At 57.9% G+C, this 15,268-nt stretch carries 20 protein-coding genes; 17 read left to right on the plus strand and 3 right to left on the minus strand.

Annotated features, from left to right (window positions below; translation table 11 throughout):
* Positions 1 to 4: 4 nt before the first annotated feature.
* Both ACJ8IP_RS13770 and ACJ8IP_RS13775 read right to left on the minus strand, forming a co-directional pair.
* Positions 5 to 1,039, minus strand: coding sequence for a phage portal protein (locus ACJ8IP_RS13770; RefSeq protein ID WP_163964839.1), 1,035 nt, complete (start codon positions 1,037 to 1,039; stop codon positions 5 to 7).
* Entirely contained in the window at positions 1,039 to 2,811 is a 1,773-nt protein-coding gene (locus tag ACJ8IP_RS13775; protein ID WP_163964842.1) for a terminase ATPase subunit family protein, read from the minus strand. Before ACJ8IP_RS13775 ends, ACJ8IP_RS13770 begins: the two co-directional genes overlap by 1 nt.
* 142 nt (positions 2,812 to 2,953) lie before the next feature.
* Here ACJ8IP_RS13775 and ACJ8IP_RS13780 point away from each other — a divergent pair, with 142 nt between their 5' ends.
* From ACJ8IP_RS13780 to ACJ8IP_RS13860, 17 genes are all read left to right on the plus strand, one after another.
* Entirely contained in the window at positions 2,954 to 3,769 is an 816-nt protein-coding gene (locus ACJ8IP_RS13780) for a GPO family capsid scaffolding protein (RefSeq protein WP_128868862.1), read from the plus strand.
* Positions 3,770 to 3,811: 42 nt separating this feature from the next.
* On the plus strand, positions 3,812 to 4,996 hold the full coding sequence (locus tag ACJ8IP_RS13785; protein WP_128868863.1) for a phage major capsid protein, P2 family: 1,185 nt from the start codon (positions 3,812 to 3,814) through the stop codon (positions 4,994 to 4,996).
* A gap of 2 nt (positions 4,997 to 4,998) precedes the next feature.
* On the plus strand, positions 4,999 to 5,658 hold the full coding sequence (locus ACJ8IP_RS13790; RefSeq protein WP_163964847.1) for a terminase endonuclease subunit: 660 nt from the start codon (positions 4,999 to 5,001) through the stop codon (positions 5,656 to 5,658).
* Between the two features lie 93 nt (positions 5,659 to 5,751).
* Positions 5,752 to 6,240 (plus strand): head completion/stabilization protein, encoded by a 489-nt coding sequence (locus ACJ8IP_RS13795; RefSeq protein ID WP_128868864.1) that lies wholly within the window; start codon positions 5,752 to 5,754, stop codon positions 6,238 to 6,240.
* Positions 6,240 to 6,443 (plus strand): tail protein X, encoded by a 204-nt coding sequence (locus ACJ8IP_RS13800; protein ID WP_015379118.1) that lies wholly within the window; start codon positions 6,240 to 6,242, stop codon positions 6,441 to 6,443. Before ACJ8IP_RS13795 ends, ACJ8IP_RS13800 begins: the two co-directional genes overlap by 1 nt.
* A gap of 2 nt (positions 6,444 to 6,445) precedes the next feature.
* Positions 6,446 to 6,655, plus strand: a complete 210-nt coding sequence (locus ACJ8IP_RS13805) for an HP1 family phage holin (protein WP_015379117.1) — start codon at positions 6,446 to 6,448, stop codon at positions 6,653 to 6,655.
* The gene (locus ACJ8IP_RS13810) at positions 6,639 to 7,151 is read left to right on the plus strand and encodes a lysozyme (protein ID WP_128868865.1); all 513 of its coding nucleotides are present in this window, start codon (positions 6,639 to 6,641) and stop codon (positions 7,149 to 7,151) included. Before ACJ8IP_RS13805 ends, ACJ8IP_RS13810 begins: the two co-directional genes overlap by 17 nt.
* Positions 7,148 to 7,576, plus strand: a complete 429-nt coding sequence (gene lysB, locus ACJ8IP_RS13815) for an Rz-like lysis system protein LysB (protein ID WP_128868866.1) — start codon at positions 7,148 to 7,150, stop codon at positions 7,574 to 7,576. The genes ACJ8IP_RS13810 and lysB overlap by 4 nt, the downstream gene beginning before the upstream one ends.
* Positions 7,470 to 7,700, plus strand: a complete 231-nt coding sequence (gene lysC, locus ACJ8IP_RS13820; RefSeq protein ID WP_229601625.1) for an Rz1-like lysis system protein LysC — start codon at positions 7,470 to 7,472, stop codon at positions 7,698 to 7,700. Before lysB ends, lysC begins: the two co-directional genes overlap by 107 nt.
* Positions 7,672 to 8,145, plus strand: a complete 474-nt coding sequence (locus tag ACJ8IP_RS13825; RefSeq protein WP_033639343.1) for a phage tail protein — start codon at positions 7,672 to 7,674, stop codon at positions 8,143 to 8,145. The genes lysC and ACJ8IP_RS13825 overlap by 29 nt, the downstream gene beginning before the upstream one ends.
* The gene (locus ACJ8IP_RS13830) at positions 8,132 to 8,578 is read left to right on the plus strand and encodes a phage virion morphogenesis protein (protein WP_128868867.1); all 447 of its coding nucleotides are present in this window, start codon (positions 8,132 to 8,134) and stop codon (positions 8,576 to 8,578) included. The genes ACJ8IP_RS13825 and ACJ8IP_RS13830 overlap by 14 nt, the downstream gene beginning before the upstream one ends.
* Before the next feature lie 73 nt (positions 8,579 to 8,651).
* On the plus strand, positions 8,652 to 9,281 hold the full coding sequence (locus tag ACJ8IP_RS13835) for a phage baseplate assembly protein V (RefSeq protein WP_128868868.1): 630 nt from the start codon (positions 8,652 to 8,654) through the stop codon (positions 9,279 to 9,281).
* Entirely contained in the window at positions 9,278 to 9,628 is a 351-nt protein-coding gene (locus tag ACJ8IP_RS13840) for a GPW/gp25 family protein (protein WP_163964850.1), read from the plus strand. The genes ACJ8IP_RS13835 and ACJ8IP_RS13840 overlap by 4 nt, the downstream gene beginning before the upstream one ends.
* A 4-nt stretch (positions 9,629 to 9,632) precedes the next feature.
* Positions 9,633 to 10,541, plus strand: coding sequence for a baseplate assembly protein (locus ACJ8IP_RS13845; protein WP_128868869.1), 909 nt, complete (start codon positions 9,633 to 9,635; stop codon positions 10,539 to 10,541).
* Entirely contained in the window at positions 10,534 to 11,067 is a 534-nt protein-coding gene (locus tag ACJ8IP_RS13850) for a phage tail protein I (protein WP_015379109.1), read from the plus strand. The genes ACJ8IP_RS13845 and ACJ8IP_RS13850 overlap by 8 nt, the downstream gene beginning before the upstream one ends.
* A gap of 6 nt (positions 11,068 to 11,073) precedes the next feature.
* The gene (locus ACJ8IP_RS13855; RefSeq protein WP_163965959.1) at positions 11,074 to 13,611 is read left to right on the plus strand and encodes a phage tail-collar fiber domain-containing protein; all 2,538 of its coding nucleotides are present in this window, start codon (positions 11,074 to 11,076) and stop codon (positions 13,609 to 13,611) included.
* Position 13,612: 1 nt separating this feature from the next.
* Complete coding sequence (locus ACJ8IP_RS13860; protein WP_128868872.1) at positions 13,613 to 14,137, plus strand: tail fiber assembly protein; 525 nt, start codon at positions 13,613 to 13,615, stop codon at positions 14,135 to 14,137.
* 148 nt (positions 14,138 to 14,285) lie between these two features.
* Here the strand turns inward: ACJ8IP_RS13860 and ACJ8IP_RS13865 are convergent, their stop codons facing one another.
* Positions 14,286 to 14,522 (minus strand): hypothetical protein, encoded by a 237-nt coding sequence (locus ACJ8IP_RS13865; protein WP_154870682.1) that lies wholly within the window; start codon positions 14,520 to 14,522, stop codon positions 14,286 to 14,288.
* Positions 14,523 to 15,268 lie beyond the last annotated feature (746 nt).

Raw genomic sequence — 15,268 nt, forward strand, 5'->3', positions numbered from 1 at the left:
TTGTTTATTCGGTCGGCAAGTTATACGGCGCGAATCTAATCACCTCTTCCCCGATCCATTCGTTCACTTCCTTCATGCGCTCTTGCAGCGGTGTTAACTCGTTGCGTACAAACACCTGAGCGGCCTTTTTCACATCCCCGAAGCCGCCGGTATTATTCGGGATAATCCCCATCATCTGCGGCGGTACGCGGTGTGCGCTCAGCAGATCGTCGCGGCTGGCGTTCTTGATGTTGAAAAAGTCGTCTTTAGTGGCGACCTCTGACAATGGCACAATTTTAATTCCGTCGGGTTTTCCGTTCGGTGCGTACATAAACAGGTTACGGAAATTGTTCAGACCTTTGGTGGTTTGCATGGCCTTGCGCATTCTGTCAACGTCAGTCGTACTTTGTGCCGCATCTGTCATATACAGGATATAACCGGCATGACAGCCGTTTTCAAAATATCGGCGACGGAATAATGTCGCTGACTCATTCAGCCAAGCGGAGTTTAGCGCGCTGAGGTACTCCGGCAGGCCGTACAGCTCCTGATTGATGTCCGGCTCAATCAGGTGGAAAACGCTGTCGGTCTTGAAGCGGTGCGCCTCTTTCCAGTCCTGCACAAACCAGTAAGCGCCGCGCTCCACGCCGCGCCGCGTGTACTTGGCCGGGGAGGATTTCAGTTGCAGCGGCGCACCGAGGCGGTTTTGACGCTCTTCTAAATAGGCGTTGCCGAACACCAGATAATCCAGCGCATAGCGGCTAAATTCCTGCTGGCTTAATAGTGGATGTGGAATGAACGTAGACGCCAAAATGTTGCGCTTAACGTACATCGGCGAGCTGTGATGCACGGCGGCGCGCACGCTGCGTGCCAGTCCATCGAAGCTGATTGGCGGCTCGTACCACTTGCCATTGGTCGTGCATTCGATGTAATCCAGAATTTCCCGTTTATCCAGCACAGCCGACGGCTCGCCAAAGGTGAACGCCTCAAAATCCTGCTTCTGCTCTGCTGGCTGGGCTGGTGCCGGGGGGATAGATGCCTTGCGGCCTTTGCGCTTACTCATCAGTAAAACTCCAAAATGTTCGGGCTGCTGTGGCCGCTGCCTGCGGTCAGCGGTTCGTTTAAGAGGGCGTGCATGATTGCCCACGCGACATCGGCGTGGCTGGCTTCTTCGCTGCGGCTGGCGGTGTAGGTGGAGCGCGCACCGCTGGCGGTCATGGTTTTGCGGATCGCCATAAAGGCGGCGGTGATGTCGGTGTGGCTGGTGTCGTATTCCAGACAGCCTCGCCCGATGGTGTCTTTTGCCTTCAGCACCATGGCGGTTTTGATTTCCGGGGTATATTTGATCTCCCGCGCGGCCGGGAAGAACTCGCGCACCAGCTGGAAAACACCTTGGCCGACGGTGGTCGCATCGATGCCGATGTATTCCACGCAGTATTTTTCGGTAAGGTCTTTAATCTTCTGGGCCTGATCGGCAAAGTTCATTCCCTGCCACTGGTGGCGCTCGAGTACGCGGAACTTGCCCCCGGCCACCATTGGCGGCGCGATCACCGCGCACCCGGCGCTGTCGCCGCCGTTGGCTTCCGATGGGTCGTAGCCGATCCACACCGGGCGATAACCGAACGGCCGCACGGCGTATGGGTTGAAGTCCTCCCACTCTTCCAGCGTATCGACCATGCAGCCTTGTAGCTCGGCGAACGGGAATACCGACGCGGTATCGTCCACAAATTCACACATCAGCAGGTTCTGATACTCAGCCGGGCTGTATTCGAGCGACAGCTGATCGAGGTCGAACAGGTTACATCCGCCGGTCAGCGCATCCTCAACCGTGACAATCTGGCGCCATTGCCCATCGCCGCACAGCACGCCTTTTGACAGGTGGCTGTGGCTGAGGTCGAGCTGAACGTGATCGGCTTTGCTGCGGCGGCCTTTGTTAAAGAGTTCCCCCGACCAGAACGGATAAGCGGAGTGCGCCAGACTCGACGGTGTGGAAAAGTAGGTGGTGCGCCACCGCTTATGCAGCGACATCCCGCTGGCGACTTTCCGCAGCTCCTGGAATTTCGGGATCCAGAAATACTCATCCAGATACAGATTGCCGGTGTAGCTCTGCGCGGTTCGCACGTTGGTGCCGAGGAACATTAGGCGGGCGCCGTTCGGCAGCACCATCGGATCGCCTTTCAGGTCAACCTCGACAAGCCGCGCAAAATCAATGATGTAATTGCGGAATACGTGCGCCTGCGCCTTACTGGCTGACAGGAAAATCTGATTGCGGCCGGTGGTCAGCGCATCGAGTAATGCTTCGCGGGCAAAGAAGAATGTGGCGCCGATCTGGCGCGATTTCAGGATGTTGCGGATACGGTGTTGCAGCCCGGCGCGATACCATCCCATCTGATACTCGAAGGTAGTTTCTGTGAAAATGCTTTGCAGCTTCTCCACGGCGGCCTCGCTGAACACGTTGCGCTCGGCGGGCTTGCGCTCGCCTTTGTTGCGGTTGGCGACGTTCGGGTTTAAGTCCGCCTCGTTGCCGGTCGCCGAATAGCGATTGACCCGCGCCAGCCGTTCAATCTGGCGGCCTAACAGGTCGATTTCTTTGAAGTCTTTCCCCTCCTTGAAGTCTTTCATGATGAGCTGAATCAACCGCGCTTCCATGCTTTGCTCCACGCGGGAAATGGGCGCGATGTCGTCCCATTTATCGCGCAGTTTCCAGCTCTGCACGGTCGGCCCCTTGAGGTTCAGCGTTTCCGCAATTTGGCGCACAGAGAAGCCCTGCCAGTAGAGCAGGGCAGCTTGGCGGCGCGGATCGCTGATGATGGTTGTTGCCGGTGTCGTATTCATGACGCCAAGGCTACGAAAGCGCCGGGCGACTCGCATTAAGCCCTTGTTGTGCCTCAGATCTTCCAACCGCAACGCGTTGAGACGCGGCGCCATTCCCCCGAAACTAGCCCCGAACCCAATCACCACAACCGGAGCCGTTTACATGGCAAAGAAAGTTACTAAGTTTTTCCGCATCGGCGTTGAAGGCGACACCGTTGACGGCCGCGAGATCGGCGCTGCGGATATTCAGCAGATGGCCGCGACCTACAGCCCGAAGGTGTACGGCGCCCGCATCAATATGGAGCACATCAAGGGGATTTTGCCGGACGGCTATTTTCGTCGTTACGGCGGCGTGGTTGAGCTGAAGGCCGAGAAAATCGACGAGCCGGACGAACCGCTGTTACACGGCAAGTGGGCGCTGTATGCCAGTCTGGCCCCGACCGACGATCTGGTGTCGATGGTTGGCGCGGGCCAAAAGGTTTTCACCTCGATGGAGATCCGCCGCGATTTCGCCAAAACCGGCAAGTCTTATCTGGTCGGACTGGCCGTCACCGATGATCCGGCGAGCCTTGGCACTGACATGCTGGAGTTCAGCCGCCGCCACGAAAACGTCGAGTTCTCCGCGCCGCTGGAAGTCTGTTTCGATTTTGAGCCGGTCGCTGACCCGGAAACCTCATTCTCTGCCCGCATCAAAGCGATGTTTGGCCGCAAGCAGGCCACCGATGATGTGCGCTTTGGCGAGATGGAAGGCGCCGTGATGACCGTGGCCGAGCAGTTACAGGAAGCGGACACCCGCTTTACCGAGACGTTAGCCGTATTGAGCGAGCAGGTTGCCGACCTCAAGCAACAGGTAAAAACCGGCAGTGATGCGTTCAGCGCGCTGCAAGCCCAGCTTTCCACCTCGGAAGATTTCAGCCAGCAGGCGCGCCCGGATGCCACTGGCGGCAACAGCGCGCAAGACGTGCTGACCGACTGCTAAGGCAGTCACACCCGATAAAACCGAACAAAAACAGGAAGAAAAATGCGCAAGCAAACTCGTTTTAAATTTAATGCTTTTCTGTCTCGCCTCGCCGAACTGAATGGCGTAGCAACCGGCGATCTGGATAAAAAATTCAGCGTTGAGCCGTCCGTCACGCAAACCATCATGACCCGCGTACAGGATTCCTCAACGTTCCTGACCCGCATCAATATCGTGCCGGTTAAGGAAATGAAGGGAGAGAAAGTCGGTTTAGGTGTGAGCGGCTCCATCGCCAGCACCACCGACACCGCCGGCGGCGATGAACGCGAAACGGCCGACTTCGCCTCGCTGGATGCAGAAGGCTATTTCTGCCAGCAGGTGAATTACGATTTCCACATCCGCTACAACACCCTTGACCTGTGGGCCCGTTATCAGGATTTCCAGACCCGTTTACGCGATGCAATTGTTGAACGTCAGGCGCTTGACCGCATCATGATCGGCTTTAACGGTACGCACCGCGCCAAAACCTCCAACCGCGTTAAATTCCCGCTGTTGCAAGACATCGGGCCGGGCTGGTTGCAGAAGTACCGCGAGAATGCGCCGGGCAGCGTGATGAATAAAGTCGTGGCGGAGGACGGCAGCGTGGTGTCTGAAAAAGTCCGCGTGGGCGCCGGTGGCGATTACGCCAACCTCGACGCGCTGGTGATGGATGCCACCAATACCCTGATTGCACCGTGGTATCAGGAAGACCCGGAACTGGTGGTGATCTGCGGTCGCCAGCTGCTGGCCGACAAGTATTTTCCTCTGGTCAATCAGGAACAGCCCAACACCGAAGCGCTGGCCGCCGATCTGATTATCAGCCAGAAGCGCATCGGCAACCTGCCTGCTGTGCGTGTGCCGTACTTCCCGGCGGATGCGCTGCTGATTACGCGCATGGATAACCTGTCGATCTACTGGCAGGAGGACACGCACCGCCGCCATATGGTGGAAAACTCGAAGCGTGACCGCATCGAAAACTATGAATCCATCAACGAGGATTATGTGGTGGAGGATTACGCCTGCGGCTGTCTGGTGGAGAACATTAAGCTGTTACCGACGGAACCAAAAAAAGATGAAATCGCCGAGCTGGCCGAGGCCATTGTTAAGGCGGTCAAAGTAGCCGCCGCACCAGCGGAGCCTGCCGCTGATACCGAGGTGAAAGCCCCGGAGGAAGCACCGGCAGACGACAAAGCGAAAGGCGGTAAATAACCATGACCAGCCCCGCCCGCCGTCACCTTATGCGCCAGTCAGCGGTTGAGGCCGCGCAGCGGGAGAATGACCCGCTGCGCCACGCCAACGGCTATGAACGGATGATGCTTAAACTCAATGAAGATAAGCGAAAGCTCAAACAGGTGCGCTCACAAGAGCGTAAGGCCGAACTCAAGCGCCAACTGCTGCCGGACTATGCCCCCTGGGTTGCCGGTGTGCTGGCCGAAGGTCGCGGCGCGCAGGACGCCATTCTGATGACGGTCATGATCTGGCGTCTGGATGCCGGGGATATTCCCGGCGCGCTGGACATCGCCCGCTATGCGCTGTGCTATCAGCTGGCGCCGCCGGGCAATTTCGCACGCTCCACGCCATACCTCATCGCAGAAGACGTCGCCGAGTCTGCCACCCGCGCCTTTGAGGCCGGGGAGCCGGTCAACATTGACCACCTCACGCAGACGATGGAACTCACCGACGCAGAAGACATGCCCGACCAAGTGCGCGCCAAGCTGCACAAAATCACCGGGTACGTCTTGCGCGCGGCGGGCAGGGCTGAACTGGCATTGAACCACCTTAAGCGTGCGCTGCAGTTGCATAACGGCTGCGGCGTGAAAAAAGACATTGAACGGCTGGAGCGGGCAATACGCACCGCCGCCAGCCGCTGACAGAACGCGCCCCGCGCCGGGCGGCACGACGGCCGCGACAGGTTTTACCTCGTCAACGCCGTCGTCCACCGCCCCCTAACTTTCTGAGGTCATATGAGCACCGTTGTGATTAAGCGGCCACGCCCGGACGCGCCAGCACCGCGCCCGGAGGATGAGCCGATCGTTAAAAACGTCTTTTTCTGGCCGGACATTGACCCGGCGGACGTGCGCGACGTGATGCGCATTGAAGGCACCATCACCGCCCCGCGCCTGCGGCTGGCAATTAAAAGCGCGATCGCGGAGGTCAACGCTGAATTGTTCACCTTCCGCCGCGACCAGATGGCCGACGGCTATCAGCGGCTTGAGGATGTGCCGGGCGAACAGCTCGACGGCGAAAGCGTGCGGGTGAGCGAATACCGCAATGCCGTTAGCGCGATGACCATGGCGAAGCTCTCGGAGCAATACCGCAGTTTCGACACCACCGCCACCGGCGGCCGCAAGGCTGATGTGGTTGAAGCCTCGATCGGCGAGCTGTGGCGCAACGCCCGCAACGCGATCAGTAACGTGGCCGAGCGTAGCCACTGCATCATCGGGCTGCTCTGATGAGAGTCTACGCCCTGCAGGGCGACACCGTTGACGCGATTTGCTGGCGCTACTACGGGCGCACGCAGGGCGTGGTTGAGCAGGTCTATTCGCTAAATGAAGGGCTGGCCGCTGCCGGGGCAATATTGCCCCACGGCCACCCGGTCGAGCTGCCGGACGTGACCGCCGCGCCGCAGCGTGAAACCGTCAATTTATGGGATTAGCAATGGAGAAAATTACGTCGTGGGTGGCCTATACCGTAGCGGCCTTTCTCGCTTGGATTGGCCGATACAGTCCTCAGGATATCGCCTTTATGGTCGGCGCCGCCGTTGGCGTTGGGACGTTCCTCGTTAACTGGTACTACCGCCGCAAAAGCTACCAGCTGTTGAACAAGTTGGGCGTCAGCCGGAGGGTTTACGATGAACTCAATCGCTAAACGCTGCAGCGTGGCCGCCGTGCTGGCGCTGGCGGTGCTGCTGCCGCAATTCAGCGCGCTGCAGATCTCTGAGACCGGGTTGCGCCTGCTTGCCGATTTTGAAGGTTGCCGCTTATCGCCTTACCAATGCCAAGCGGGCGTCTGGACAAGCGGCATTGGCCACACGGCCGGGGTAAAGCCCGGCGCGGTTATCAGCGAGCGCCAAGCTGCCGTTAACCTCGTTGCCGACGTATATCGTGTGGAGCGCGGCATAGGCCGCTGTTTGCCTGTCACGATGCCGCCGCCGGTTTATGACGCGGTGGTGTCCTTTGCCTTTAACGTCGGCGTTACGGCCGCCTGCGGCTCTACGCTGGCCGGTTTCATCAAGCGGCAGGACTGGCGCAGCGCCTGCCAACAGTTGCCGCGCTGGGTGTTCGTCAACGGCGTCAAATCGCCGGGACTGGAACGGCGCCGGGCGGCGGAGCTGGCCCACTGCCTGATCGGGGCCGCGCCATGAGCCGCGTGATCGGGTGGTTTCTGGTGCTGGCGCTGATCGTCGCCGGTTGGATGAAATGGCAGGTTGTCACGTTGGGTGAACGGCTGGAAAGCGCCCGGCAGGAGAACGGCCGGATTGCGGCGGCGCTGACCGATACCCGCGCGGCGATCGACACGTTGCAGGCGGCGGTAGGTGTGCTGGCGCAGGAAGAGGAAAAGTTAAGGGGCGACCTAAACGCCGCGCACCGGCTGGCGCTGACGCGTGAGCAGAAAATACAGAGGTTACTCAATGAAAATCAGCAATTACGGGACTGGTTTAACACTGCTTTGCCTGCTGACGTTGCCCGGCTGCACCAGCGCCCCGGCTTCACCGGCGCCGCGGATTATCTACGTTGGCTGTCCGAAAGTGAGTCCGTGCCAAATCCCGGCCAGCCACCCGGCGACTAATGGCGATCTGAGCGCCGATATTCGCCAGCTTGAAAACGCCTTGGCGGCCTGCGCGGTGCAGGTCGAAACGATAAAACACTGTCAGGAACACCACGATGTTAAAACCGCAACAGCTCCGCGCTGAGCTGACACGCTGCCTGCCGTGGCTACAGCGCAACCCTGAAAACCTGCAAGTTCGGGTAGATCGCGGCAATGTGGCCGCCACGCTTGCCGTCTCGCTGTCCCATGAGTACCGCTATACGCTGAACCTGCTGTTTTTGGACTACACCGGCGATCTGGATTTAATCATGGTGCCGATTCAGGCATGGCTACGGGAAAACCAGCCGGACATCATGGCAACGGAGGAGAAACGTCGCACCGGGATCACCTTCGCGAGCGACTTCAACAACAACGGCTCTTACGATTTCAGCGTATCGCTGCAGCTGACCGAGCGTGTCGTGGTCAGCGAACAGAACGGCGCACTACACGTTAAGCACCTGCCGGAGCCGCCGTTACCGGAGGACATCACGCGGCCGATGCAGCTCTTTGTTCACGGCGAATTAGTGAGTGAATGGAATGAGCGAGCTTAACCCCTTTGACACCCGGCTGGCCGGGCTGATTGCCAAGCTGTCGCCGCAGTCGCGTAAGTCGCTGGCTGTTGCCGTGTCAAAGCGCCTGCGCGCCGGTCAACAGCAACACATCAAACGCCAGCAGGCGCCGGACGGCACACCCTACGCGCCGCGCAAAACGCGGCTTCGCAACAAAAAGCGCCTTCGCGATCGGGCGATGTTCTCCAAACTGCGCACGGCCCGCTATCTGAAAGCCCAGGGCAACAGCGATGCAGCGGTGGTTGAGTTTGTCGGGCGTGTGAAACGCATGGTAAACGTTCACCATTACGGCCTGCGCGATCGGCCGACGCCGCACAGCGAGGCGGTAAAATATGAGGCCCGTCCGTTGCTGGGATTTGGCCCGGATGACGTCAAAATCATAGAAACGGCCGTGATAGAACACATCGCAGAATAACCCCCCTGTTGTGCCTCCGATCTTCCAACCTCATCGCGTTGTCGCCGCCCGCGCCGGGCGGCATCCTTCCAGCATGAACAATCAACACGACATTTTGCGCCTGCTGCGCAACCTGATCCGCATCGGCACCGTGAGCACCGTTGACCTTGATAACGGCCTGTGCCGCGTCGAAACCGGCGGCAATCTTACCGACTGGCTCAACTGGCTAACCTGTCGCGCCGGGCGTACTCGCAGCTGGTCGGCGCCTTCTGTCGGTGAGCAGGTGCTGATCTTTGCGCTGGGTGGCGAACTCGATACCGCGTTTGTGCTGTGCGGCATTTTCTCTGACGACTTCCCGGCCCCGTCTGCGTCGGCGGATGCGCTGCATATCGCATTCCCTGATGGCGCGGTTATCGAGTACGAACCGGAAACCGGCGCGCTGAGCGTGTCAGGGATTAAAACCGCCGACGTGCAGGCGTCGGAGTCCATCACCGCCAGCACCAAAGTGGTGATCGTTACGGCTGACAAAATCACGCTCGATGCGCCGGAGGTGGTCTGCACCAACAAACTCACCACCGGCACGCTGGAGGTGCAAAAAGGCGGGGCGATGCGCGGGAACATCGAGCACAGCGGCGGATCGTTCTCATCCAATGGCGTTGTTGTTGATACGCACACCCACGGCGGCGTCCAGACCGGTGGCGGACAAACGGGGAAACCAACATGAACAGCGCCAAATATATCGGCATGAACCGAGGCACCGGCCACACGCTGACGGACATCGAGCATATTCGCCAGTCCGTGGCGGACATCCTGATCACGCCGCAGGGTTCGCGCCCGATGCGCCGGGCTTATGGCTCGTTGCTCTCTGAGCTGCTCGACCAGCCGCAGAACGACGCGCTGCGCCTGCAGATTATGGCCGCCTGCTACAGCGCGATATTGGCATGGGAGCCGCGCGTTAAGCTGACCGGCATCGCTTTTAATACCACCTATGACGGCAAGATGGTGATCGACATCACCGGCACCCGCACCGATGCCCCCGGCGCGCTGTCGCTGTCTGTTCCTGTGAGCTGAAACCATGGCAACGATTGACCTTTCACAGCTGCCCGCGCCGATTGTCGTTGAGGTGCTGGATTATGAAGACATTTTGGCAGAGCGAAAGGCTACGCTGATTTCGCTTTATCCGGAGGAACAGCGGGAGGCCATCGCGCGCACGCTGGCGCTGGAGTCGGAGCCGATCGTTAAGTTGCTGCAGGAGAATGCCTACCGCGAGGTGATTCTGCGCCAGCGCGTCAATGATGCCGCCAAAGCGGTGATGCTGGCATATTCCACCGGCGAAGACCTCGACCAGCTCGGCGCCAACTTCAACACGCCGCGACTGGTGATCGCCCCGGCCGATGAGAGCACCATTCCGCCGACACAGGCAGTTATGGAAGCGGATGAAGACTACCGCCTGCGCCTGCAGGATGCTTTCGAAGGGATGAGCACGGCGGGATCTGCCGGTTCCTATCGTTTTCACGCCCGCTCGGCCGATGGCCGGGTGGCCGATGTGACAGCAATCAGCCCATCACCGGCTAACGTGACCGTCACTGTGTTGTCACGGGACGGCGACGGCACCGCCAGCCCCGAACTGCTGCAGGTTGTCCGCGATGCGCTGAATGATGAGGACGTGCGCCCGGTCGCCGATCGCGTCATCGTGCAAGCGGCCAAAATAACCCGCTATGGCATTGATGCCACGCTGTTTCTCTATCCCGGCCCGGAGGTTGCGCCGATCCTCACGGAGGCGAAACAACGTTTGCAAAATTATGTACTGACCATGCGCCGCTTAGGCCGCAGTATCCGGCGTTCCGGCATCATCGCGGCGCTGACCGTGGAAGGTGTTGAACGTGTTGAAGTTGCTCAACCGGCCGCCGACATCGTGCTGGATAAAACGCAGGCGGGTTACTGCACCGGTGTGAACATTACCCCAGGGCGCGCCGATGACTAACCGTCTATTGCCTGTCGGCTCCTCACCGCTGGAAGTTGCCGCCGCCGCCGCGTGTGCCGAGCTGGAGCGCGTGCCGGTTCCCCTGCGTGATTTGTGGAACCCGAAAACCTGCCCGGTGCATCTGCTGCCCTATCTGGCGTGGGCGTTCTCTGTCGATCGCTGGGATGAGGCGTGGCCGGAGGACGTCAAGCGGGGCGTGGTTTCGGCTGCGTTCTACATTCACCGGCACAAGGGCACCATCGGCGCCGTGCGCCGCGTGGTGGAGCCGCTCGGCTACCTGATTAATGTCATTGAGTGGTTCCACACCGACGGCGCCGATCCTCCCGGCACCTTCCGGCTGGATATTGGCGTGCTGGAAACCGGCATCACCGAGGAAATGTATCAGGAAATGGAGCGCCTTATCGCCGACGCCAAGCCCCTGAGTCGCCACCTGATCGGCCTCAACATTTTGCAGGACATTCCCGGCCGGATTTACACCGGCGCGGCCGCCATTGATGGCGATGTTATTACCGTTTACCCCGGATAAGAGAAAATTATGAGCAAATACAAAGCGATTATTACCACCGCCGGGGCGGCCAAGATTGCCGCCGCCAGCGCGGGCGGCACGCAGTTGAAAATCGTCTCTATGGCCGTCGGCGACGGGAACGGCACGCTGCCGACGCCTAATCCGGCGCAAACAAAACTCGTCAACGAGAAATGCCGCGCGGCGCTCAACGGGCTGACTATCGATAAGGCGCTGAAAAATCACATTCTGGCCGAGATGATTATTCCGGCAAACGTCGGCGGCTTCTGGCTGCGTGAGATGGGCCTCTATGATGAGGCCGGGACGCTGATTGCCGTCAGCAACATGGCGGAGAGTTACAAGCCGAAGCTTGAAGAGGGCAGCGGCCGCACGCAGACGCTGCGCATGATCCTGATTGTCAGCAGCACCGAGGCGATTCAGGTGATCGCCGGTGGCGACACCGTACTGGCGACCAAGGATTTTGTGGCCGACGCGATCGCCGTGCATGAGAAAACCCGAAACCACCCGGACGCCAGCACCACGGCGAAAGGGCTGGTGCAACTGAGCAGCGCAACGACCAGCACCGACGAAACGAAAGCCAGCACGCCCAAAGCGTTAAAAGCGGTCAACGATGCCAGCATGAAAAAGGCCGCCAATCTGTCCGACTTGCCCGACAAGGCCGCCGCGCGTGGCAATCTGGCGCTGGGTGATGCCGCGACGCGCAACGTCGGGGTAGAAGGCGGACAACTGATGGCCGTCGGCGCGTTTGGTCTGGGGGCGGGCGCGCGGGCTTTCGATAACGCTTATTGCAACACTGCGCAAATTTACCGGCTGAATGCGACCTCTGAGAACAAGCCGCCGATCGCTGGAAATATTGCCGCCGGGGTGCTGAGCCTGCCTTGCGATGCCGCACCCTCAACGGGCTATGTCAGCGTGTCGGGGCTGGGGCATGGTTTTATTGGCCGTTCTAACCGTCCTGAAAATGGGGTGGTATGGTCACGGATTTACACCACCGATTACAAACCAACTGCCGCCGATGTCGGTGCATGGAGTAAAACCGAAGCTGACGGCCGTTTTCTGATGCTGTCCGGTGGCACGGTTAAAAAACTGGCTATTAAGCCCGGTAGCGCTGAAACTGATGGGGATTCACTGAATATTGAGGGAAACCAGCATACGCCGTTGGTCATGAGCCGCCCTTCAGCACAGAGTAATTTATCAATCGGTTTCCAAGTCGCCGGGAAGGCACTGATGCGTCTTGGTTTGGGGATGGATAACGAGTTGCATTGGGGAACTGAGCCTAATCAGGGGGCAAACCCACGTATTTATACGACGGCGAAACCGCCTACCGCGCAAGAAACAGGCGCGTTGACGGATGCGCAAGCTATGCAGAAATACGCGCTGCGTTCTATCAAGGTGAACGGCAAACCGTTGAGCGGGGATGTCAATCTGTTGGCCGGTGATGTCAACGCATGGAATAAAACCGAAGCCGACGGGCGCTATGTGAAACGGGCGGGCGACACCATGACCGGGGCGCTTGCGTTGCCGCGCGTGGTTTTCCCCAGCGAAAGCTTGCAGGCCACAAACGCCGACAGCGACCTCACACGGCCGGACGGTTTCACCCTTGAACAGCTCGGCGATAAATCAGTCGGCTATCCACTGACTAAAGGGAATCTCGGTAATTTGATGACGTTCAAACTCAACAAATACCGGCATGTCCAATTTGCGATCGGCTCGGGTAATACGGAGTTTTGGCTACGTTCTCCTCGGGAAGATAATCCGGCGACGGCTAAGGCTTGGGCGCAGGTGTATACGACACACTACAAGCCGACGGCCGCTGACGTTGGCGCGCTGACGGATGCGCAGGCCGCGCAGAAATACGCGCTGCGCTCTATCAAGGTGAACGGTAAGCCGTTGTCCGCTGATGTGAATTTGCTGGCCGGTGACGTTAACGCCTGGAATAAAACCGAAGCAGATGGCCGCTATCTGGCGAAGACCGGCGGGCAGTTAACCGGGACGCTAAAGACCAGCGCGGAGATCCAATCTACCCATATTGATAATTATCGCATGGTCGGCGGCGGGTTCGGTTCCTTCTGGCGCAATGACGGCAACCGGCTTTATCTGCTGCTGACAAACGAAAATGACCAATACGGCACATTCAACGCCCTGCGTCCGTTTTCTGTGGATGTCAGAACCGGCGCCGCCGCTTTTGAGTCGGGTATTCATATCGGCGGTAAATGGCCTGCGATCACCACCTCCAGCGGGACGACGTGGCACCCAGACGGCAACGTTCAAGGCAGTTGCTGGGGCGGCTACCTCAGCAACTGGCTTAATCAAAATATCTCGGCTGCGCAGAACAATGCGCAGAACTGGGCCTATCAGAATCTGGTTCAGGGTGTGCGCATGGCCGGGCGCACGGTTATTGCGGATACCGGCGGGCGCATCGATTTACCGTCGGGCTGTGTTTATACGGGTATGTCCGGCTCAAACTACAACCCCTCAATCTGGGGCGCTTACTCAGCGGTTCAGGTACTGATTAACGGCACATGGGCAACAATTGGAACGGTGTAAAATGCAACACATTAAGAATTTGAAGAGATACACGCCGGAAGAATTATTCCTCGGTGAGAACGTGATTTATCTTCAGGATGATAACGGTATTGACTGGTACGCCGCGCAAAAAATGTTTTCGCCGGACACCGTAAAACTGGTTTATGACGAAAGCGGCATTATCTGCGCGATTAACAGTGATGTGTCGATGCTGTGGCCGATTGGCTTATCGGTTATTGAGCTGAACCCGACGAAACTGCCAAAGTGCTGTCTGGCTAATGGTGAGTGGGTGTTTGACGGTAAGAAGGTGAGCCAGCGCATCTATTCCGCCGAAGAAATGATGGCGAGGGCTGAAGCCAGAAAAAATGAATTGCTGGCGAGCGCGGGTAAGGCTGTTGCGCCGCTGCAGGATGCGGTCGATTTAGGGATGGCGATGGAGGAGGAAATCGTGCAGCTCAAGCTCTGGAAAACTTACCGGGTGCAGTTGAACCGCATCAATCCGCAAAATGCGCCGGATATTGATTGGCCTGTTGCACCCAACGTCTAATAAAAAGCCCGCAGCGATGCGGGGCTTTTATTGTGGTAGTTGACAGAAAATGGTCATGGCACCATGGTTGTTACAACATTGGGAGCGCCAATCAGGATGACGAACAGCAGTATGCTTCCTATTGTAATTGCGGTTGCAATCTCATTTTTCATCGTAATCTCCCCCGGTTGTTTTTAATATTACCCACAAAGGCTAAGGCTTTGCGGTGTAATTGAAACGCATCGTTATCAGCTGCTTTTTCCATTTCAGCAACTATTTGATATAGAACATTTTCTGTGGTGAGTCTTTTTTGGCTGACAAGTATTTCTAAAACGCATTTGCCAAGGATTGTACTTATTTCCTCTAAGCTCTTTATCTCACTATGAGTAAGGTTATTAGTTTTCATAAGGCCTCCAGGCAATGATCTTTCGGATTTGGCCGTTAATCCAGATGTCATTTTTAGAGTCCGCACTCCCGTCCTTATTTTTTAAAAGCCCACCGAAGCGGGCAAAGGTTTGTCTCCGGTGTATCAAGCGTTACAAAGGGTGTTATGAGGGTTGAGAATCCATATAACTCTTTTAGGTTAGGAATGTTCTGAAATCATGGCAAGTAATTACGAACGGTAAGAAACGAATTTAGGACAAATACTTAAAAAAATGCCCCACGGCGGGGCGAAATTTGGTGATGATAGCTACATGAACTACTGCATGTGACGACTAGAGGCATGTGTCGTCTATTGGCGACACTAATGCAGTTTGGCAGTATGAACAAGCAAAAAATGCTGAAGTGAGAAATCTTAGGAAAAGTGCCATTCGAAAGTCTGCGCTTTCGAACTGATGTCGTTAGCCCCATGAAAAAGCCCGCAGTAATGCGGGCTTTGTGTTTGCGGCTTCCCTGATGTTGCCGCGCTTGACACCTCCAGACCTTACCCCGCCCGGCTTTAAGGCGTCCAATTGATTGCATAGATCAATGCAGCGTTATTGATCGGCGCAAACGATCGTCATTCCCTCAAAAATCCCCAATCCGGCCCGGTCTGTTGTCTGGTCGGCCTTCCAGCACCCACCGCGTGCGGCCCGGCGCGCCGGGCGTCATCATGCCTGCACCTACTCACCACCCGGAGCAAATTAATGGGCGATTATCATCACGGCGTGC

Source organism: Serratia sp. CY52157 (genome assembly GCF_052168495.1).
In the GTDB taxonomy this organism is placed as follows: domain Bacteria; phylum Pseudomonadota; class Gammaproteobacteria; order Enterobacterales; family Enterobacteriaceae; genus Serratia; species Serratia ureilytica.

Coding starts and splice junctions, on each gene's coding strand:
- ACJ8IP_RS13770 (WP_163964839.1), bottom strand. CDS start 1,039: ATGAGTAAGCGCAAAGGCCGCAAGGCATCTATCCCCCCGGCACCAGCC.
- ACJ8IP_RS13775 (WP_163964842.1), bottom strand. CDS start 2,811: ATGAATACGACACCGGCAACAACCATCATCAGCGATCCGCGCCGCCAA.
- ACJ8IP_RS13780 (WP_128868862.1), top strand. CDS start 2,954: ATGGCAAAGAAAGTTACTAAGTTTTTCCGCATCGGCGTTGAAGGCGAC.
- ACJ8IP_RS13785 (WP_128868863.1), top strand. CDS start 3,812: ATGCGCAAGCAAACTCGTTTTAAATTTAATGCTTTTCTGTCTCGCCTC.
- ACJ8IP_RS13790 (WP_163964847.1), top strand. CDS start 4,999: ATGACCAGCCCCGCCCGCCGTCACCTTATGCGCCAGTCAGCGGTTGAG.
- ACJ8IP_RS13795 (WP_128868864.1), top strand. CDS start 5,752: ATGAGCACCGTTGTGATTAAGCGGCCACGCCCGGACGCGCCAGCACCG.
- ACJ8IP_RS13800 (WP_015379118.1), top strand. CDS start 6,240: ATGAGAGTCTACGCCCTGCAGGGCGACACCGTTGACGCGATTTGCTGG.
- ACJ8IP_RS13805 (WP_015379117.1), top strand. CDS start 6,446: ATGGAGAAAATTACGTCGTGGGTGGCCTATACCGTAGCGGCCTTTCTC.
- ACJ8IP_RS13810 (WP_128868865.1), top strand. CDS start 6,639: ATGAACTCAATCGCTAAACGCTGCAGCGTGGCCGCCGTGCTGGCGCTG.
- lysB (WP_128868866.1), top strand. CDS start 7,148: ATGAGCCGCGTGATCGGGTGGTTTCTGGTGCTGGCGCTGATCGTCGCC.
- ACJ8IP_RS13825 (WP_033639343.1), top strand. CDS start 7,672: ATGTTAAAACCGCAACAGCTCCGCGCTGAGCTGACACGCTGCCTGCCG.
- ACJ8IP_RS13830 (WP_128868867.1), top strand. CDS start 8,132: ATGAGCGAGCTTAACCCCTTTGACACCCGGCTGGCCGGGCTGATTGCC.
- ACJ8IP_RS13835 (WP_128868868.1), top strand. CDS start 8,652: ATGAACAATCAACACGACATTTTGCGCCTGCTGCGCAACCTGATCCGC.
- ACJ8IP_RS13840 (WP_163964850.1), top strand. CDS start 9,278: ATGAACAGCGCCAAATATATCGGCATGAACCGAGGCACCGGCCACACG.
- ACJ8IP_RS13845 (WP_128868869.1), top strand. CDS start 9,633: ATGGCAACGATTGACCTTTCACAGCTGCCCGCGCCGATTGTCGTTGAG.
- ACJ8IP_RS13850 (WP_015379109.1), top strand. CDS start 10,534: ATGACTAACCGTCTATTGCCTGTCGGCTCCTCACCGCTGGAAGTTGCC.
- ACJ8IP_RS13860 (WP_128868872.1), top strand. CDS start 13,613: ATGCAACACATTAAGAATTTGAAGAGATACACGCCGGAAGAATTATTC.
- ACJ8IP_RS13865 (WP_154870682.1), bottom strand. CDS start 14,522: ATGAAAACTAATAACCTTACTCATAGTGAGATAAAGAGCTTAGAGGAA.